Annotated in this window: 12 protein-coding genes; 3 read left to right on the forward strand and 9 right to left on the reverse strand. The window is 64.4% G+C overall.

Annotated features, from left to right (window positions below; genetic code table 11):
- The first annotated feature begins 10 nt into the window (after window positions 1–10).
- The gene (gene groL, locus EDF56_RS05905) at window positions 11–1,612 is read left to right on the forward strand and encodes a chaperonin GroEL (RefSeq protein WP_132385843.1); all 1,602 of its coding nucleotides are present in this window, start codon (window positions 11–13) and stop codon (window positions 1,610–1,612) included.
- Between the two features lie 201 nt (window positions 1,613–1,813).
- Here the strand turns inward: groL and EDF56_RS05910 are convergent, their stop codons facing one another.
- On the reverse strand, window positions 1,814–2,698 hold the full coding sequence (locus tag EDF56_RS05910) for a LysR family transcriptional regulator (protein ID WP_132385844.1): 885 nt from the start codon (window positions 2,696–2,698) through the stop codon (window positions 1,814–1,816).
- A 231-nt stretch (window positions 2,699–2,929) separates the two neighbouring features.
- Between EDF56_RS05910 and EDF56_RS05915 the strand changes: the two genes are divergently transcribed.
- Window positions 2,930–5,254 carry an arylsulfatase gene (locus EDF56_RS05915; RefSeq protein ID WP_132385845.1) on the forward strand — a complete coding sequence of 775 codons (2,325 nt, stop codon included), beginning with the start codon at window positions 2,930–2,932 and terminating at the stop codon, window positions 5,252–5,254.
- A 131-nt stretch (window positions 5,255–5,385) separates the two neighbouring features.
- Here the strand turns inward: EDF56_RS05915 and EDF56_RS05920 are convergent, their stop codons facing one another.
- The 5 genes from EDF56_RS05920 to EDF56_RS05940 form a co-directional block, all read right to left on the reverse strand.
- Window positions 5,386–7,233, reverse strand: coding sequence for an acetyl-CoA hydrolase/transferase C-terminal domain-containing protein (locus tag EDF56_RS05920; protein WP_132385846.1), 1,848 nt, complete (start codon window positions 7,231–7,233; stop codon window positions 5,386–5,388).
- Window positions 7,230–9,338, reverse strand: a complete 2,109-nt coding sequence (locus EDF56_RS05925) for a 3-hydroxyacyl-CoA dehydrogenase NAD-binding domain-containing protein (protein ID WP_132385847.1) — start codon at window positions 9,336–9,338, stop codon at window positions 7,230–7,232. Before EDF56_RS05925 ends, EDF56_RS05920 begins: the two co-directional genes overlap by 4 nt.
- A gap of 11 nt (window positions 9,339–9,349) precedes the next feature.
- Window positions 9,350–10,636 carry an acetyl-CoA C-acetyltransferase gene (locus tag EDF56_RS05930; protein WP_132385848.1) on the reverse strand — a complete coding sequence of 429 codons (1,287 nt, stop codon included), beginning with the start codon at window positions 10,634–10,636 and terminating at the stop codon, window positions 9,350–9,352.
- Window positions 10,633–12,903 carry an acyl-CoA dehydrogenase gene (locus EDF56_RS05935; RefSeq protein ID WP_132385849.1) on the reverse strand — a complete coding sequence of 757 codons (2,271 nt, stop codon included), beginning with the start codon at window positions 12,901–12,903 and terminating at the stop codon, window positions 10,633–10,635. The genes EDF56_RS05930 and EDF56_RS05935 overlap by 4 nt, the downstream gene beginning before the upstream one ends.
- A 205-nt stretch (window positions 12,904–13,108) precedes the next feature.
- Complete coding sequence (locus tag EDF56_RS05940) at window positions 13,109–14,107, reverse strand: rod shape-determining protein (RefSeq protein ID WP_132385850.1); 999 nt, start codon at window positions 14,105–14,107, stop codon at window positions 13,109–13,111.
- Between the two features lie 231 nt (window positions 14,108–14,338).
- On the opposite strand from EDF56_RS05940, the gene rnk reads away from it, so the two are divergent.
- A complete protein-coding gene (gene rnk, locus EDF56_RS05945; protein WP_347812968.1) occupies window positions 14,339–14,821 on the forward strand; it encodes a nucleoside diphosphate kinase regulator in 483 nt (160 codons plus the stop codon).
- A gap of 4 nt (window positions 14,822–14,825) precedes the next feature.
- Here the strand turns inward: rnk and EDF56_RS05950 are convergent, their stop codons facing one another.
- From EDF56_RS05950 to EDF56_RS05960, 3 genes are all read right to left on the reverse strand, one after another.
- Complete coding sequence (locus tag EDF56_RS05950; protein ID WP_165912090.1) at window positions 14,826–15,467, reverse strand: DsbA family protein; 642 nt, start codon at window positions 15,465–15,467, stop codon at window positions 14,826–14,828.
- 174 nt (window positions 15,468–15,641) lie between these two features.
- Window positions 15,642–16,940 carry a PLP-dependent transferase gene (locus tag EDF56_RS05955; protein ID WP_243652419.1) on the reverse strand — a complete coding sequence of 433 codons (1,299 nt, stop codon included), beginning with the start codon at window positions 16,938–16,940 and terminating at the stop codon, window positions 15,642–15,644.
- A gap of 195 nt (window positions 16,941–17,135) precedes the next feature.
- Window positions 17,136–19,007 carry an arylsulfatase gene (locus tag EDF56_RS05960; RefSeq protein ID WP_207904635.1) on the reverse strand — a complete coding sequence of 624 codons (1,872 nt, stop codon included), beginning with the start codon at window positions 19,005–19,007 and terminating at the stop codon, window positions 17,136–17,138.
- Between the last annotated feature and the right edge of the window lie 48 nt (window positions 19,008–19,055).

Raw genomic sequence — 19,055 nt, forward strand, 5'->3', positions numbered from 1 at the left:
GATACCGAGCATGCCAGCCAAAGACGTAAGATTCTCGCGCGATATTCGTGAAGCTCTCAGCCGGGGTGTCGATACGCTTGCCAATGCCGTGAAAGTGACGCTGGGCCCCAAGGGGCGCAACGTCCTGCTGGACAAGAGCTACGGCGCGCCGCGCATCACCAAGGACGGCGTTGCCGTCGCCAAGGAAATCGACCTTTCGGACAAGTTCGAGAACATGGGCGCGCAGCTCCTGCGCACCGTCGCCTCGCGAACAAACGATCACGCCGGAGACGGCACGACCACGGCCACTGTCCTTGCGCAGGCGATCGTTCTCGAAGGCATGAAGTCCGTGGCTGCGCAGGCCAATCCCATCGACCTTAAGCGGGGTATCGACTGTGCGGTGAAAGCCGTGGTCGCCGAACTCAAGGCGCGGTCCAAGCCCGTGGCGGGAACGCAGGAGATCGAGCAGGTCGGAACCATCTCGGCCAATGGCGATGACGTGGTCGGCCGCAAGATCGCCGAAGCCATGGAAAAAGTCGGCAAGGAAGGCGTCATTTCGATCGAGGAAGCCTCGGGCGTCGAATTCGAGCTTGCCGTCGTCGAAGGCATGCAGTTCGACCGGGGTTATCTTTCGCCCTACTTCGTCACCAATGCCGAGAAGCTCACGGTGGAACTGACCGATCCGTACATCCTCCTGTGCGAGAAGAAGCTGGCGGGGCTGGCCTCGATCCTCCCCTTGCTGGAAGCGGTCGTCCAGTCCCAGCGGCCGCTGCTGATCATTGCCGAAGACGTGGAGGGCGAAACGCTGGCCACGCTCGTCGTAAACCGGCTGCGCGGCAGTCTGCATGTCGCGGCGGTCAAAGCTCCGGGCTTCGGCGATCGCCGCAAGGCCATGCTTGAGGATATCGCGGTTCTGACGGGCGGCGAGATCGTCTCCGAAGACCTTGGGACCAAGCTCGAAAACGTCACGCTGGACATGCTGGGCAGTGCCAAGAAAGTGACGATCGACAAGGATACCACAACGATCGTGGACGGCGCGGGCACGGCCGATGCGATCAAGGCGCGCATCGCGACTATCCAGGCCCAGATCGAGCTCGCCACCAGCGAATACGATCAGGAGAAGCTGCAGGAGCGCCTGGCCAAGCTTGCTGGCGGTGTCGCGATCATCAAGGTCGGCGGATCGAGCGAACTCGAAGTGAAGGAGCGCAAGGACCGCGTGGAAGACGCCCTCTACGCGACGCGGGCGGCCGTGGAGGAAGGTGTCGTTCCCGGCGGGGGTACGGCGCTACTCTATGCCTCAAAGGTGTTGAACGACCTCAAGGGCGAGAACGACGACCAGACCCGCGGCATCGAAATCGTTCGTCGCGCCTTGCGGGCGCCGGTTCGCCAGATCGCGGAAAATGCCGGTTACGATGGCGGTGTGGTCGCCGGACGACTGCTTGACGGCGGTGACGAAAATATGGGGTTCAACGCCCAGACGGAGACATACGAGAACCTGTTCCAGGCTGGCGTCATCGATCCCACGAAGGTCGCGCGCTGCGCCATTCAGGTTGCTGCCTCGGTCGCGGGAATGGTGATCACCACAGAAGCCGGCATCGCCGACCTGGTCGAAGCGAGCGCCTCGGCCTCCTGATCGACATCGTTCGAAGAAGTGCTGCCTTCAGGCCACCGGTTTTGCTCTGGGTGTACTGAAGGCAGGCTTTTTGATCGCCTGAGTGACCCTTGTTCCGTGCTTTCTCCGGGTTTTCGCAGGCGCCATCCACACGCTGTTCGGCAATCGCTTCGATGCCCCGGTTCTCGCTTCCGTGAACTGGGCGGTTGTCTCGTCGGATCTTCAACTGGCGGCAATCTCAGGCTTGACCGTCTCGAACAGGCGCTTGATTTCACCGATCACGAACGTGAGGGCAGGTGAGGGGGCCCCATAGCTGCGCCGCACGAGCACGGCCGAGAGGGGCTCGTGCGCCTGCTCGTCCAGTTCGAGCGCGACGATATGGCCTTGCGCGATTTCGCTTTCGACAACTTTGGGTGATGCGAACCAGACGAGGTCCGTCTGCTTTACCACTTCGCCGACGATATGGTCGTTGTTGCAGACGAACAGGCCTGCGTGGCCGGACGGCATGGGAATGCGCGAGCCACAGGCAACCGTGAAGCGGTAGATATCGTCAGCGCATAGCGCCTGCCCGGCCAATGGATGGTCCCGTCGCACCAGGATGCCGCGATCGAGATTGCACAACGATTCCACCATCAGGTCGGCGGCATCCATGTTGAAATCCGTAATCAGTGCCGCGTCCACGCGATCGGCGCGGACATCTTCCAGCAGTTGTTCGGATGAGCGGATCTCGACCTGTAAATCCAGCCGAGGCCGGGAATTCAGGACAGATGCCGCCAGCTTCGCAAGAAAGATACTGGCAGGCTGCGGGCCGACGCCGAGCTTGACCCTGCCTGCCTCGCCGCGCCCGTAAATCCGAAGATTGTTTTCCAATTCGCGTGCATGCGCGATCAGCTCCCGCATCTCGGCAAGGATGGTTGTGCCCTGGCCGGTTATCGATACGCCGCTGCGCCCGCGTTCGAATATCGTCACTCCGAATTGCTGCTCGGTGCGGGCGATGCTGCGGCTGAGCGCAGGCTGCGTCAGCCGCAATGCCCGGGCGGCCTTGGAAAAGCTGAGGCAATCGGCAACGGCGATCACGTGGCGCAGTTTGGTCAGATCGACATCCATTACCACGGGTTATCAATTTGGCATTCCTTATGCATTAGAAATTGCATCCCGCTCTGCTAGTTGTGGGGCACCGCGCACCGGTCCACCGGAGACGCGTTCGCCTTTTCTCGCATTCCAGCATCCGGCCATTCGTCCGGCATCCGGTCGCGCTTGGCCGCGCCTCGGCGTGAGCCGTAGTCGCTTGCGCCCTTGGCACGCACCGGACCCGCGAACGCCTTCAGGGGAGCAACCATGATCCTTCGCCGCCGCCTCTTGCTAACCGCTTCGCTAACCGTGGCGGGCCTGACACCCGTGACGGGCGCCTGGGCGCAATCCGCGCCGTCTCCAATTCCCGGTACGCCCGTGCCTGCTTCGTCTGTTCCGGTCACAGCCTCGACGCTTGTCCAGAAGCCGGCGCCAAAGGGCGCGCCCAATATCCTGATCGTGCTGTTGGACGATGTCGGATTCGGAGCGGCCTCGACATTTGGCGGGCCGGCGCAGACTACCGCGCTCGATGCGCTTGCGCACGATGGCCTGCGATTCAATCGCTTCCATACCGCAGGCATCTGTTCGCCGAGCCGCGCAGCGCTGCTGACGGGGCGAAACCCCCATGCCACAGGCATCGGCGCGGTCATGAATACGGCCGACGGGCGCCCAGGCTATACCGGCTATCACGGCAAGGACACCGCGACGATTGCCGAAATCCTCCGCGAGAACGGCTACAGTACGGCGGCATTCGGCAAGTGGCACCAGACGCCGGACTGGGAAATGTCACCCTCGGGCCCGTTCGACCGCTGGCCGACCGGCGAGGGATTCGAATCCTTCTACGGCTTCATCGGGGGTGAGACGAACGAGTTCGAGCCGACGCTGTTCAACGGGACGACGCCCACCATGCGTCCGGCCGGCACGGGCTATCACCTGAGCGAAGACCTCGCCGCGCATTCCATCGACTGGTTGCGCCGCCAGCATTCGGTGACGCCCGACAAGCCCTTCTTCCTCTATCTGGCGACGGGCGGCATTCATGCCCCGATCCAGGTACCGAAGCCATGGATCGATCGTTATCGCGGTCAGTTCGATCAGGGCTGGGACAAGCTGCGCGAGGAAATCTTCGCGCGCGAAAAGCGTCTTGGCGTCATTCCGAAAGACGCCAGGCTGACACCGCGTCCTGCCGAACTTCCGGCATGGGACAGTCTCAGCGCCGAGGAGAAGGCGTTCTCCTCACGGTTGATGGAAGCCTATGCCGCCTATCTTGCCCATACCGACGCGCAAGTCGGCAAGGTGGTTCAGGCATTGAAGGACAGCGGTCAGTACGACAACACCGTCATCGTCTATCTCGTGGGCGACAACGGCGCGAGCATGGAGGGGGGCACAGCGGGATCGCTCAGCTATCTGCGCGGCCTGATCGGATTTCCCGCACCGCCGGTCACCGATGCCCGGCTGGACGATATTGGCACGCGCAATGCCTATGCCCATGTCAATGCAGCCTGGGCCTGGGCCACGGACACACCGTTTCCGTGGGGCAAGTCGATGGCGGGGCATCTTGGCGCCATTCGCAATCCGATGGTCATTACCTGGCCGAATGGCATCAAGGACAAAGGCGGGCTTCGCAGTCAGTTCGGGCACATCAACGATGTGGTCCCGACGCTTCTCGACATCGTTGGAATCGAGGCGCCGAAGAGCGTGGATGGCATTGCGCAAAAGCCGATGAACGGCGTGAGCCTTCGCTATACGTTCGATGCGCCCAAAGCTGCCGAACGGCACAATACGCAGTACTTCGAGGTGTTCGGTCGCCGCTCCATCTATCATGACGGATGGTTCGCCATGGCCAACCACGGGCCCGTGCCCTGGAAAGTGGCACTTCAGGACACCGACCCGGCCAAGGACGTGTGGCAGCTCTACGACCTGCGCAGCGACTTTTCGGAATCGACCGACCTTGCCGCCAAAGAGCCGGCCCGACTGGAGGACATGAAGCGGCTTTTCGAACAGGAGGCGGCGGCCAACCAGGTCCTTCCGATATCCGGCCCAAAGCTGTTCGGGCGCGGTCTTCCCGATCTGGCGGCGGGCGTCAAACAGGCAACTTTCCATGCCGGCGCGGTAGGAATACCTGAGACGGCCTTGCCCAAGGTTCAGAATCGTTCCTGGGGCATTTCGGCAACCTTGCGGACGGATCCGGCAGCTCAGGGCGTCGTCGCGGCGGTGGGGGGCGAGTCTGCCGGATGGACGATCTTCGTGGATGCCGGCCACCATGCGGTGTTCCGCTATCGCGCCTATGACCTGCAGACGCTCGACCTGCGAAGCGCGGCGCCGCTCTCCGCCGGGCAGCATCGGATCGATGTCGACATTGCCTACCAGGGGCAGGGCTTTGCAAACGGTGCGGATGTCACGCTCAATATCGATGGGCACAGGGAGGATGCGGGCAAGCTGAGAATGACGTTGCCAACCTATTTTACCATCGATGAGACATTCGATGTCGGGATCGACCGCGGTTCTCCGGTGGGCGATTATCCTGCGGATGCGGCCCCCGGCTACGCCTTTGCAGGAGGCGCGATAGGCGAAGTTACAATCTCGCAGAAGTGAACATTGGCCTTGCAAAAGGGGCCGCCGCACCATGTCGGCGGCCCCGTTCCAGGAGCGGCGAACCAAGGGGCGAGTGATCGGGGCGCGCGTTGCTGCCGGTCCGAACATCGAATGGTCTCGCGGTATCCGGGCTATTTCGTCAAACGCACTGCACCCAGAACCAAAGCTCGATAGGTTCGCGTCCGCAGGCTCTGTGCCTTGTGACCTTCGAGAGCAGCGAGCCCGAGCCGATTCAGCGCTTCCTCTTCCTCGGCCGTGACGTTGCCGAGCACGCCGCGTGCGGCAATCTTCGCCAGGGTGCCGGGATGGGAACTGCTGTCTGCCAGATACAGGAGTGCAGGGAGCAGCCGCTGCTCTACCGGCGTGAAGTCGGTGCCGAACGGATAGGGCGGGAAATCGTCTGCCTGTAGCGCCGGTGGCAGTCTTGCGGGCAGGTTGTTTCGCCATTCGATGGGAATTTGCCACTTCGCGTCGATCTTGCCGGCACTCCTGGCGTGATCGAGCAATTCATCCTGAAACCGGCTGTCGGCAATGGCGAGAAGTCTTTGGATGACCCGCTCGTCGCTCATGCCGCGTATGTCCGCCACGCCGTATTCGGTGACCACGATGTCGCGCAAATGGCGCGGGATCGTCTCGTGGCCATAGGTCCAGACGAGGTTCGATTGCAGTTCCCCCTTGTGCCTGCGGGTCGCCGGGAGCGTGATGATCGAGCGCGCGCCCTCCAGTTCCAGGGCTTGCGCGACGAAGTTGTACTGGCCGCCCACGCCGCTGACCACGCGCCCATCCTCCAGCCCGTCCGAGACCGCCGCGCCCAGCAGGGTCACCATCATCGCGCTGTTGACGAAGCGGGCGCCGACGCGGGCGGCGCGCTTGGCTGCCTCGTCGCCATAGAGCGCGTTGACGTACGAGATTTCGCGCATGTGGATGCGGCCGCGCGTGGTTTCGTCCATGTCGCGCAGGGCCGCATAGAATGCGCGCGGGCCGACGAAGAAGCCGCCGTGGAGCACCGCCCCCTCTACCTCGCGCTTGACGATGCCGGCGCGGATCAACGCGATGAAGCCGTCCACCAGCATTTCGGTCGGCGCATAGAGCCCTCGGTCGAACGGGGCCGTTTCAACCGCAGGACGAACCTGCCCGGCAACGAGCAAGGTATCGATCGCACTCCGAAAGCGGTCCGGACGCTGCTGGCGCAGGATCAGCGAATGGGCGACGGCATCGCCGATTTCGCCGATGCCGATCTGGAGCGATCCGCCGTCCGGCACCAGCGAGGCGACATGGGCGCCGATCGCATGTTGCGCCGCGCTGACCGGCTGATTGGGCGGTCCGAACAGCGGGAACTGCGTCTCCGGACTGTCCAGGATCATCGCAAAACGATCGGCGGAAAGGTCCGCCGGTCCGGTCATGAAGGGAAGCTCGTCGTTCACTTGCCCGACCAGCAGGAAGTCGGCCTTGCCGGCGTCGCGGGCGCGCAGGAGGTCCAGCGTCATGTCGCTGTTGCAGCTCAGGCTGAAGCGATCGCCGCGCCGCGCGACGATCTGGGCAATCACGTTGACGCCCTGATCGAGCAGGTAGCGAATGGCATGGGTATAGTTGGCCGAGATATAGCTGCGCTGGGCGATCGGCGTGGCAAGCCGGCTGCCTGCCTGAAAGAAGAACTCGTTGACTTCGATGTTGGGCGGCATGTCGCCCGCGTGCTGGGCGGCGGCATAGGCGAATTCGGGATATCCGCCCATGGTGCGCGCGAATACAGGTTCCAGAAATCGGCGTTCCAGATCGGACCCGAGTGCGGGCGGCTCCAGCGTGAGCGCGGTGAAGATGTCGAGCCGGATCGCGGGATCGCGGCGTGCCCGTTCGAACAGGGCATTGGCGATGTGGGGCGACTTGCCGAGCCCCAGCGGCAGCCCCAGCACGATCCGGCCGCCGGTGTGGGCAATGATGCGATCGGCAATCTCTTCGGGATCGGCGAAGCAGATGGTCACTGCAAGGCGTCCCACCCCGCGTCGGGCTGGAAGCGGGAGCCATGCTTGCGGGCGAGTTCGGAGAGGGTGGCAGTGACCTCGCCGACGCCGCGTTCCCGGGCATAATGGAGCGGGCCGCCGCGGAACGGGGCAAATCCAGTGCCGAAGACCATCGCTGCATCGATCACGTCGGGATCGTCGTTCACGCCTTCGCGCAGCACGGTCACGGCCGTGTTGAGCATCGGCAGGATCAGCCGGTCGACGAGATCGGGATCCGGGGTGAGCGTGCCGTGTTTTGCGGGATGCCCTTTCACGGCCTTGCCATCGCGCCAGAGGTAGATGCCCTTGCCGGTCTTGCGGCCAAGGTCGCCCGCTTCGACTTTGTCCTTCAGCCATTGCGGAGCGTCCGGAAGCGGCCAGTCCAGTTCCCGCTTCAGCATCTCGGCAACCGCGAGGCCGATGTCGAGGCCTACCTGATCGGCCAGTTCCAGCGGCCCGACCGGCATGCCGAAATCGGTGGCGGCCTTGTCGATGACATCGGGCGGCAGGCCTTCGTCCATCAGGGCAAAGGCCTCGACAAGGTAGGGGGTGAGGATGCGGTTGACGATGAAGCCGGGCGCGCTCTTCGCTGGAGCGGGCAACTTGCCAATGCGGCCTACGAAAGCGCGCGCCTCTGCAGCAACTTCCGCTTTGGTGCCGTCGTGGCTGACCACTTCGACGAGATCGAGGCGGGAGACCGGGTTGAAGAAATGGATGCCGACCAGCCGCTCCGGCCGCCGAAGCCGCTCGCGCAGCTCGGCAAGCGGGATCGAGGAGGTGTTGGTGGCCAGGATTGCGCCTTCCTTCATGCGCGGCTCGGCATCGGCGTAGAGCTTGCGCTTGAGGTCCACTTTCTCGGGCGCGGCCTCGATCACGAGATCGGCGCTGGCGATGCCGTGGCCCTCGGGATCGGGGATCAGCCGATCGAGCGCATCGCGTATCTTCAGGCGGTCGCCGTGGGCGATCTTCTCGTAGAGCGCGGCGGCTCGGCCGATGGCAGCGCCGATGGGTTCCGGCTTCACGTCCGACAGGCTCGTGCGCAGGCCTTGCCACGCGCACCAGGCGGCGATGTCTCCGCCCATTGCGCCCGCGCCGATCACATGGACTTGCGCCACCCCCGAAGCGTTGGGGGCAAGATCCTTGAGCTTCTGGCGCAGGAAAAAGACGCGGATCAGGTTCTGTGCCGTATCGGTCAGCATCAGATGCGCAAAGGAGGCGATCTCGGCCTGCTTCATCGCCTCCATGTCGCCGCCATGCTCTTCCCAGAGGTCGATCAGGGCATAGGGCGCAGGATAGTGCGCCGAAGGCGCGCGCGCTTCGGCCTGCGCGCGCATCTGACGCGCGGCGAGGCGGCGGGCGGGGGCTGTGTCCTTCAACTGTCCCACCAGTCCCTGTCGCGCCTGACCGAGATCGCCGCTCACAGCCGCCCCGATCGCCGCGCGAACGTGGCGTTCGGGCACTACCGTATCGACCAGCCCCATGCGCTGGGCCTCCCGGTCGTGGATCGACTTGCCGGTCAGCATGGCGCTCATCGCCTCGATCGGATCGCACAGATGCGGGAAGCGCGCGGTTCCGCCAAGGCCGGGGTGAAGACCGATCTGCACTTCGGGAAAGCCGAAGCGGGTGCCTTCCACGGCGATGCGCTGGTTGCAGGCAAGTGCGATCTCCAGCCCGCCGCCCATGGCATAGCCGTGCATGACGGCGATGGTCGGCAAAGTGAACGCTGCCAGCCGATCGACCACCACATGGGCGCTGGCAATCCTTGCGCGGATCGCGGCTGCGTCGGTGACGCCGCGAAATTCGGAGATATCCGCGCCCGCGAGAAAGCCGCTCTTCTTGGCCGAGCGGATCACCAGCGCCTTGGGCGCGCGCTGCTCGACAAGGTCGAGTATCCGGGAGAATTCCTCCAATACCGCCTGCGAGAGCGTATTGGCGCCGGTGCCATGCTGATCGATCACGGCCCAGGCCATGCCGTCGGCATCCCGCGAGAACTGCCAGTGTTTGAACTCGCCACCGGCCTGTGAACGGGAAACGGGGCCGAGCGTCAGGTCGCGGTCGGCCAGATAGGTCCATACGGGATCGTTCATCATGGCCTCCTTCACGCGCGTTCGATCAGCATGGCGCCGCCCTGGCCGCCGCCGATGCATTCGGTGGCGATGCCGCGCCGCTTGCCCAGCCGCTCCATGGCCTGAACCAGATGGAGCGCGATGCGGGCTCCGCTGGCGCCGACCGGATGGCCGAGCGAGATCGCCCCGCCATCGACATTGATGGACTCGGGATCGATCGCGCCCGCCGCGCCGTCGAGGCCGAGCACTTCGCGGCAGAAACCCTCGTCCTGCCAGGCGGCGAGGCAGGCCAGAACTTGCGCTGCGAACGCTTCGTTGAGTTCCCAAAGCTCGACCGTTTGCAGCGTCAATGCGTTGCGCTTGAGCAATTCGGTGGCGGCCAGAACCGGCCCCAACCCCATGATCGAGGGATCGAGCGCGGACCACTGGCTGTCCAGAATGCGCGCGCGGGGAAACAGCCCGTGACGCTCCAGCGCCGCTTCGGAGGCAAGGATCGTCCAGCAGGCTCCGTCGGTTATCTGCGAACTGTTGCCGGCGGTGACTTTGCCGAAAGGCGGCTCGAACACGGGTTTGAGCTTGGCCAGTTTGGCGGCGTCGCTGTCCGGCCGCACGCCGTCGTCGTGGTTGTAGACGGTGCCGTCGCGGGCGAAGGCGGGTTCGAGTTCGCCCTTTAGCCAGCCTTCGGCCTGAGCCTTGGCCAACCGCTTGTGGCTCTCCACCGCATAACGGTCCGCCGCCTCGCGCGAGATGGAGAAGAGATGCGCCAGCACTTCGGCGGTCTGGCCCATGCCAAGGTTGGTGATCGGATCGGTCAGCCCGCGTTCGAGGCCGACGATGGGCTTCAGGAAGTCAGGCCGGAACCCGCTGGCGGCCTTCAGCGCGCCAAGCGGACCGGCCTTGTTGCCCTGCATCGCCGCCAGCCATTCCACCGCATCTTGCCGAAGGACCAGTGGAGCATGGCTCAGCGCTTCGGCGCCGCCCGCAAGGACAAGATCGCTTCCGCCGTCAGCGATGTAGCGATAGGCGGTATCCATCGCCTGCATGCCCGAGCCGCAATTGATCTGGACGGTGAAGGCCGTGGTTTGCGGCCCGCAGCCAAGCCGCAGGGCGGCAACGCGCGCGGGATTGGCCTCATCGGCAATCACGTTGACGCAGCCCAGGATAACCTGATCGAAATCCGTGGGCGCGAAAGGCTGGCGTAGCAGCAGCGGCCGGCCGCATTGCACGGCAAGGTCTACGGGCGTGAAGGGGCCGGGGCCGCCGCGCGCTTTCAGGAACGGCGTGCGGGCGCCATCGACGATATAGACGGCCCGGCTCATTCGGCAGGCTCGCCGATGCGGTTGTCGGCGCTTTCCGGGTGGGAACGTTCGAGGTCTTCGGCGGCGAAATCGTCTACGGCGATCACTTCCGCCACGGCGGCGTCGGCGGCCTTCAGGCTTTCGAATTCCTCGGCCGTGATGAGGTTCTCATCGCGAGCCTTGTCCAAATCGCGGATGCGCGCCTTGCGCAGCCGGTCGTGGATGGGCTGGGTGGCGACGGTCTGGCGGAAGGCATCGGTCAGGCGGCCTACCGCTTCGTCGGCGCCGCCGATGTAGACGTTCTCCACCAGCCGATCGCGTGCAGGGCAGGGCTCCAGCAGGATATCGGCGCAGGCGCGGATCGTGCGGTCGGAAGGCCCATTGCGGCGGCGGCCGAAGGGCTGGATGAACAGGCGCAGCATCCAGCCGACCGGCCTTGCGGGGAAGTTCGCGATAATCTCGGCGAAGCGCTGTTCGATCGTCGCGAAGCCGCTTTCCATGCACCAGGCAAGCAGTGGCAAATCGTCATCCTGCCGCCCTTCATCCTCCCAGCGCTTGAGCGCACCGGACAGGAGGTACAGCTCCGAAAGCACGTCCCCCAGCCGAGCGGAGAGCAGTTCGCGCCGCTTCAATTCGCCGCCCAGCGTCAGGAAGGAAATGTCCGACACGAACGCGAAGGCGGCGGCATAGCGGCTCATCTGCCGATAGTATTTCTTCGCCTTGCCGGCCCTGGGGGCGGGCGCGAACAGGCCGCCGCTCCAGTTCCGCACGAAGGCGCGGATAGCGGTCTTCAGTGCATGGCCGATATGCTTCCAGAGCACCTGATCGAAATTCGCCAGCGCCCGGCTGCGGTTGGCATCGCCGACGGCACGGATTTCGTCCAGCAGATAGGGGTGCGACCGGATCGCGCCTTGGCCGAAAACCATCAGGCTGCGGGTGAGAATATTGGCGCCCTCCACGGTGATGCCAACCGGAATGGCGCGGTACTGGCTGCCAAGGTAGTTGCGCGGCCCTTCGATGATCCCCTTGCCGCCGTGGACGTCCATCGCGTCATTGATGACCACCCGCATGCGTTCGGTGGCGTGGAGCTTCAGGATCGAGGAAATGACCGCCGGGTGGTTCCCCTGATCGAGCCCGGCGCAGGTCAGGCGCCGGGCGCCGTCCAGCAGGTAGGCATTGGCGGCAATCCGGGCGAGGCGCTCCTGAATGCCTTCGAACTTGCCGATCGGCAGGTTGAACTGCGATCGCAGCCGGGCATAGGCGCCAGTCGTATGCGCGGCGAAGGCTCCCGCCGCCGCCGAGAGCGAGGGCAGCGAGATTCCGCGCCCGGCCGCAAGCGCGCTCATCAGCATCTTCCAGCCCTGACCCACGCGCTCGGGCCCGCCGATCACGTTATCGAGCGGGATGAACACGTCGTGCCCCTCGTTCGGGCCGTTCTGGAAGCTCTGCATGGAGGGGACATGGCGGCGGCCGATGGTGACGCCGGGCAGGTCGGTGGGCACGAGGGCGACGGTGATGCCGATATCGTCCTGCCCGCCCAGCAGATGGTCGGGATCGCGCAGCTTGAAAGCAAGGCCCAGGATCGTCGCCACCGGGCCCAGTGTGATATAGCGCTTGTGCCAGTTGAGACGGATGCCCAGCACATCCTCTCCGTTCCATTCGCCCCGGCAGATCACGCCTTCATCGGTCATGGAGGCGGCGTCGGAGCCGGCTTCCGGGCTGGTAAGCCCGAAGGCGGGCAGTTCGCGTCCATCGGCCAGACGGGGCAGCCAATATTCTTGCTGCGCCTTGGTGCCGAAGCGCAGGATCAACTCGCCCGGGCCGAGCGAGTTGGGAACCATCGCGGTCACGGCCGTCGATACCGAGCGCGTGGCGATCTTGCGCACGATCTCGCTATGCGCGAAGTTCGAGAAGCCCAGCCCGCCGTGTTCCTTGGGTATGATGATGCCGAAGAATTTCTCGCGCTTGAGGAAGTCCCAGGCTTCCGGCGGCAGGTCGTGGGTCTCCCACGTCATTCGCCAGTCGTCGATCATCGCGCAAAGCCTGTCCACCGGCCCATTCAGGAACGCGCGCTCTTCATCCGTCAGCGTGGCGGGAGGGACGGCGAGGAGCTGATCCCAGTCCGGATTGCCGGTGAACAGCGCAGCGTCCCACCAGGTGTTGCCCGCATCGATGGCCTCGTTCTCGGTAGCGGAGAGGGCCGGGAGCGCCGACTGCACGAGGGACATGACCGGTCGGGTAAGCACTTCGCGGCGGGCGGTGGTGGCAAAGTCGGCGGCAAGCGACATCGATCGGGCTCCTTCTCCTGCCAACGCACAACGCTTGCGCGCGGAGAATTGCTCCCGACACTCGGCTCGGTTCGGTTTCGCACCGGCGCGAGTTGCGCCCGCGCGGCGGCAAGCCGAAGCGCTGGGCGGATCAATCGCAGTTCATGATGCGCTTTCGTTTGCTAACCGAAATCCGCGCGGGGGCTGCTCGCCGGTCGATGTCGTCTCAGTGCAGCAGCATTGCCTGCAGGCCGCGCGCTACACATTCGCTCGGGTCGGCTGCCGTGCGTACGGAAAGGCCGGTTTCCTTCGACATCAACAAGCCCAGCAAGGGCGACAGTGCGCCGCCGCCGGTCAGAACGATGCCGTCCGCCAGAATGTCATGGCTGAGCTCCGGCGGCGTTTCGCTGAGCAGTTGCCGCACCGCCTCGATAATCACGCGGAAATGCTTTTCCGCGACGAGATCGAGTTCTTCGCACGAAAGCGACAGGACAGCCGGCATCTGGGTGCGCAGGCTGCGTCCCTTGACCTCGATCGGCAGCGAACGTTCGCCGCTCTGCGCGCGGGCGCTGTACTCCTCCATGACGCGCTCGGCGGTGAGGTCGCCGATGAGCAGCTTGTGCCGAAGGTGCAGATCGTCGGCAATGGCGCGGGCGAGCGATGCGCCGCCGACGCGTACCGAGCGTGTCTGGCAAATGCCTCCCAGGGAGATCAGGGCCACTTCGCTGGTACCGGCCCCGCATTCGACAACCATGGTGCCGGTGGGATGCTCGATAGGAAGCTCTGCGCCGATCGCAGCGGCCAGTGGTTCCGGGACGAGGCGAACCGAGGCCAGACCGGCGTCGCTCGCCGCCGTGAGCAGTGCCGCCCGCTCAGCCTGCGTGGCATCCGAAGGTACGCCGATCAGGACGCGCGTCCTGCCCAGTCCGGAGCGTCCCACCGCGCTTCGAAGCGCGTAGCGCAGCATGTGCGTGGCCGCGTCGATATCCTGAAGCACGCCGCGGCGAAGCGGACGCTTGATCCGCATGTGGCTCGGCGTCCGGTCCACCATCGCCCGTGCGCTTGTTCCGGCTGCAAGAAGTTGCTCGGCACCCCATGGGCCCGTGAAACAGCAAAGCGAAGGTTCGTCGAATAAAATGCCCTCTGAGCGATGAACGACGCGAACATTCGCTGTGCCAAAATCGATCGCGAGTTCCGGCTTTTTCGAGGTTAGGAATGACATCATGGCTGACCCCTAGCAGCGCGCCGGATGGTTGTCTTCAACTACTCGGCGGAAGGATTCGCGCGCGTCTCATTTGACGGGCCCGCTTCTTGAGGGCATGCTGAACCGATGCACGGACGCCTTCGCCTAATCCGTTTCGCCCGTCACGGGGGACAGCTTCTCGCAGGCAATTAGCCCCGGGTTCGGTGCCGCGTGCACCAGGCTCGGGGATGTGAAGGAAACGCCCGCTGCTTCGTGCAGGGGCTTCTCTCTTGCGGGATAACCAGCACCATGAATATCAGGAAGGCGGCCAGGCGGCCGGCGATCCACCTCATCGATGATCAGGCCGAGACCCTTACCAATCTTGCGCTTGCGGCCGAGCATCGGCTTCCGGAAGTCGCCGAACTTCTCCTGCAGGAGATAGAGCGTGCTACGCTGCACGGATCGAACGCTCTTCCTGCGCGCATCGTGTCGATGAACTGCCTTGTCGAGTTCGTGGACGCGGCGAGCGGTTCGAGCCGGACAGTCCAGCTGGTCTACCCGGGCGAAGCCGATATCACGGGAAATCGGATATCGATCCTCACGCCCGTTGGCGCCGGATTGATCGGTATGCGGCAAGGACAATCCATCTTGTGGCCGGACCGGGACGGCCATGATCGCAAGCTGACGATCGTCAAGGTTATCTCGCCTCACGCCCGGCCAGTGGACGCAGCGGAATGCGTCACAGGCACCGGCTGAGGTGTCAGGACTTTCCGGCTCGTGATTTCTGGACGACGCTGCGCAAGGTCGCACCGTCGATAGCGCCGGGGATGAGGTAGTCGCCGATGACCAGCGAGGGTGTGCCCGAGAGCCCGAGGGTTTCGGCCAATCGCCCGGTCCTTTGCAGCGCCGCGTCGATCTCGCCGCCGTGGCGGGCAAGGTCGGCTTGCAGCTGGGCCCAATCGACATTCGCGCGCGTCGCGGCCTGGCGGATGGCATCCGTATCGAGCCTGACCGGGCCTGCCATCAGGGCGTCGTTGAAGGCCGCGTGCTTGCCTTGATAGCGCGTGGCCATGGCGATCCGGGCAGCCTCGCGCGATGCGCCGCCAAAGATCGGCCAGTCGCGGTAGACCACGCGCAGTTTCTGGTCGGCGGCGAGGAGCTGTTTCAGGTCGGCGTGAAACCTGCGGCAGTAGGGGCACTGGTAGTCCGAGAAGACGACGATGGTGACGTCGTACCCTTGCGGGGCCACGCTGGGGACGCCCGGATCGTTTGCGAGCGCGTCCTTCATGCGGGCGCGCTCCTGTAACGAGGCCATGGTTTCGGCCCTTGCACTGGGGAAGCCCTGTCCGCTCGAGAAGAACGCGGCGAGCGCAATGGCCAGCCCTAAAAGGGGCCATCCCATGCTCTTTTTCATATCCTGAATTCCGTCCGAAGGTTGCCCTGAGGCGGTGCGACAGATCGGCGGCGGCAGCAAGCCCTGAAATTCTTGGCCATGGGGGTGGGCTTGGGCCGGGGAAACGTCCTCGCTGAGCCGCAACGGCCATGCCTTGGCAGCATGGCCGTTCGTATCACGGCGTCAGGCGCTTGCCTTGTCGAGCGCTCGCGAGAGGTCGGCCAGAATGTCGTCGATATGCTCGAGGCCGATCGACAGGCGGACATAGCCCGGTGACACGCCCGTCGCTTTCTGCTCCGCTTCGGAGAGCTGCGAATGCGTCGTCGAGGCCGGATGGATCGCGAGGCTCCTTGCATCGCCGATATTGGCCACATGATAGAACAGCTCGAGCGCATCGATGAAGCGGCGTCCGGCGTCCCGCCCGCCGTTCAGCTCGAAGCCTACCAGCCCTCCAAGCCCGCCCGTGAGGTATCGCTGGGCCCGCTCTGCCTGAATTCCGGTCTGAATGCTGGGGTGAATGACGCGGACAACCTCTTCGCGGCTCTGCAGGTACTGCACGATCCGAAGGGCATTTTCGCAATGGCGCGGCATGCGCAGCGGCAAGGTTTCGAGCCCCTGCAGGATCTGGAACGCATTGAAGGGCGACAGGGCGGCGCCAAGGTCCCGCAAGAGGATCGTTCTGGCGCGAAGGATGTAGGCGATGGGCCCAAGCGGACGCGCCGCTTCCGCCCAGACGGCGCCGTGATAGCTGGGATCGGGCGTGTTCAGTAGGGGTTGCCGGTCGGGAAAGGCGCTCCAGTCGAAATTGCCGCCATCGACGATCATGCCGCCGATCGATGTGCCATGCCCGCCGATGTACTTGGTGGTGGAATAGACGACGATCGCGGCGCCATGCTCCAGCGGGCGGGCGATTAAAGGTGCTGCGGTATTGTCGACGATCAGCGGGATGCCGAGAGGGCGGCCAAGGCTCGCAATCTCGCCGATGGGACAGACGACAAGCTTGGGATTGGGCAGGGTTTCCACGTACCAGGCACGCGTGCGCTCGTCGCTTGCGCGCCGGAAGGCTTCCGGGTCCGCAGGATCGACGAACCGGACCTCGATGCCCATGTCTTTCAGCGTGTTGGCAAAGAGATTGTAAGTGCCGCCATAAAGGTCGGTGCCGCTCACGATGTTGTCGCCGCTGCGGGCAAGGTTCTGGATCGCGTAGGCCGATGCGGCCTGTCCCGAGGCCACGGCCAGCGCCGCGGCGCCGCCTTCAAGCGCGGCTATCCGCTTTTCGAGAATGTCGGTCGTGGGGTTGCCGAGCCGGGTGTAGATATTGCCCAATTCCTCAAGCGAGAACAGGCGGGCGGCATGGTCCGCATCGTGAAACTGATAGGATGTGGTCTGGTAGATCGGCGGGGCGACGGCACCGGTGGCGGGATCGGCGCGCCAGCCTGCATGCAGGGCAAGTGTCTCGGGATGCAGCGGTCTTTCCGTCACCTCGGGTCTCTCCATGTTTTCATTTCAGTGCTGCGACGTGCCATCGGGCCGATTGGGGCGCAATCGTTTTGCATGCGCGTTGCCTAGTCGTCCGCGGATCATCGGTGAGGCGCGAACGCCGGCATCGCCGCTCATGGCCGACCACGCAATCGCGTGACCGACCATGAGGCTTGCCTCGGGAATGCCGCTCCGGGCCTATTGGGCCTTTGCCTGATGATCGGTCAGCTGATCGAGCGCATGCTGTCCGGTGGGAGCGCCCGGCACTTGATGGATCCGGCCGTTGCGCACATCGTCCCAGGTGATCAGGGGGTAGAGATTGTGCGCCTGCGCTTCCTTTTCGAACAGGGCGCGCAAGGCGGCCAGTTTCTCGGGATAACGCTGGGCAAGGTTCACGCGCTCGGTGAAATCCTCGTTCAGGTTGTACAGTTCCCAGGCATTCTCATCGAACGGCTTGGCGGCATTCGGGCTGCCGCTGATCACGGCGTTCGGATAGGGAAGCGAGGCCTTCCATCCGTCCTGATAGATCGCGCGCGATCCGAAGATGTAATAGTACTGCGTGCGATGCTGCGATGCCGCCTTCGCGTCGGTGATGGAATAGGCCAGCGAGGTCCCTTCGATCGGCTGCTGCGCCAATCCGCGAATGCGATCCGGGGCCTTCAGGCCGATCAGTTCCAGCGTGGTTGGCAGGATATCGATGACATGGCCGTACTGGGTGCGAACGGCGCCATTGCCCTTGATACCCTTCGGATAAGTGACAATCAGCGGATTGCGCGTGCCGCCTTCGCTGTTCGCGTCGGACTTCCAAAGCCGGAACGGAGTGTTCGCGGCCTGCGCCCAGCCGAGCGGATAGTTGCCCTCCACTGCCGACGGCGTTCCCAGTTCGCCGATCTTGGCCAGATTGTAGGCGACGTTTTCCTGATAGCTGAGCGGCTTAGACGTGATCTTGCGATCGATATCGCCGTTCAGCGTGCCCTCCTTGCTGGCGCCATTGTCGCCCACGATCACCACGAACAGCGTATTGTCGTACTGGTTCGTCGCCTTGAGATGATCGATCAGGCGGCCGATCTCATGATCGGTATAGGTCAGATAGCCGGCGTAGACTTCCATGAAGCGGGCATAGAGCTTCCGCTCATCGGGCGAGAGTGACGACCAGGCGGTAATGCCGGGATCGCGGTCAGGAAGCACGGCATTGGCGGGAATGATCCCCTGACGCTTCTGTTGTTCGAACACGCGCTGGCGATAGACGTCCCAGCCTTCGTCGAACTTGCCCTTGTAGCGATCGCTCCATTCCGCCGCGACCTGATGCGGCGCATGGGTGGCGCCGGGCGCGTAATAGAGGAAGAAGGGCTTGCCCGGGGCCGCCGTCTTTTGGCGGTCGATATAGGTGATCGCCTTGTCGGTGATCTGCTCGCTCAGGTGGCGCCCATCGGGCTGGGCGTGTGCCTGATCCTCCACCAGGTCGGGCTTGTACTGGTCGGTCTGCGATCCCAGGAAGCCGAAGAAGTGTTCGAAGCCCTTGCCGGTAGGCCAGCGATCGAAGGGCCCGGCATCGGTGGCGTCCTCATCGGGCGTCAGGCCGTATTTGCCGACGGCAAAGGTATTGTATCCCCTGTCGCGCAAAATTTCGGCAATGGTGCCGTCTTCGGAAGGGATCCGGCCGTCCCAGCCCGGAAAGCCGGCCGACAGCGGAATGTGCGAAAATCCCGCCTCATGGACGGAGGAACTGTTCCGCCCGGTCAGCAAGGCCGCGCGCGTCGGCGCGCAGATCGCGGTCGTGTGGAAATTGGTATAGCGCAAACCCTGCTGCGCCAGCGCTTCCAGCGCCGGCGTGCTGATGCCGCCGCCAAAGGCGCTGGAGGCGCCGAAGCCGACATCGTCGAGCAGGATCCACACCACGTTGGGGGCACCTGCCGGCGCGCGCGCTGGTTCGGGCCACCACTCCTTCGATTCCGCCAACGTGCGCCCCACGGTGCCCTGGAACGCCTGCTGCTGTTGGGCACCGGCGGTGCTGGCCATGGCGAATGAGGACGCGAGGGCAGTCATTGCCATCAGGATCTTGCGGTTCAACGTCATCCCTTCCGAATTGTCGCGGCGATGCGGCCGCGCGGCTTCTCG

Source organism: Novosphingobium sp. PhB165 (assembly GCF_004341845.1).
Lineage (GTDB): Bacteria > Pseudomonadota > Alphaproteobacteria > Sphingomonadales > Sphingomonadaceae > Novosphingobium.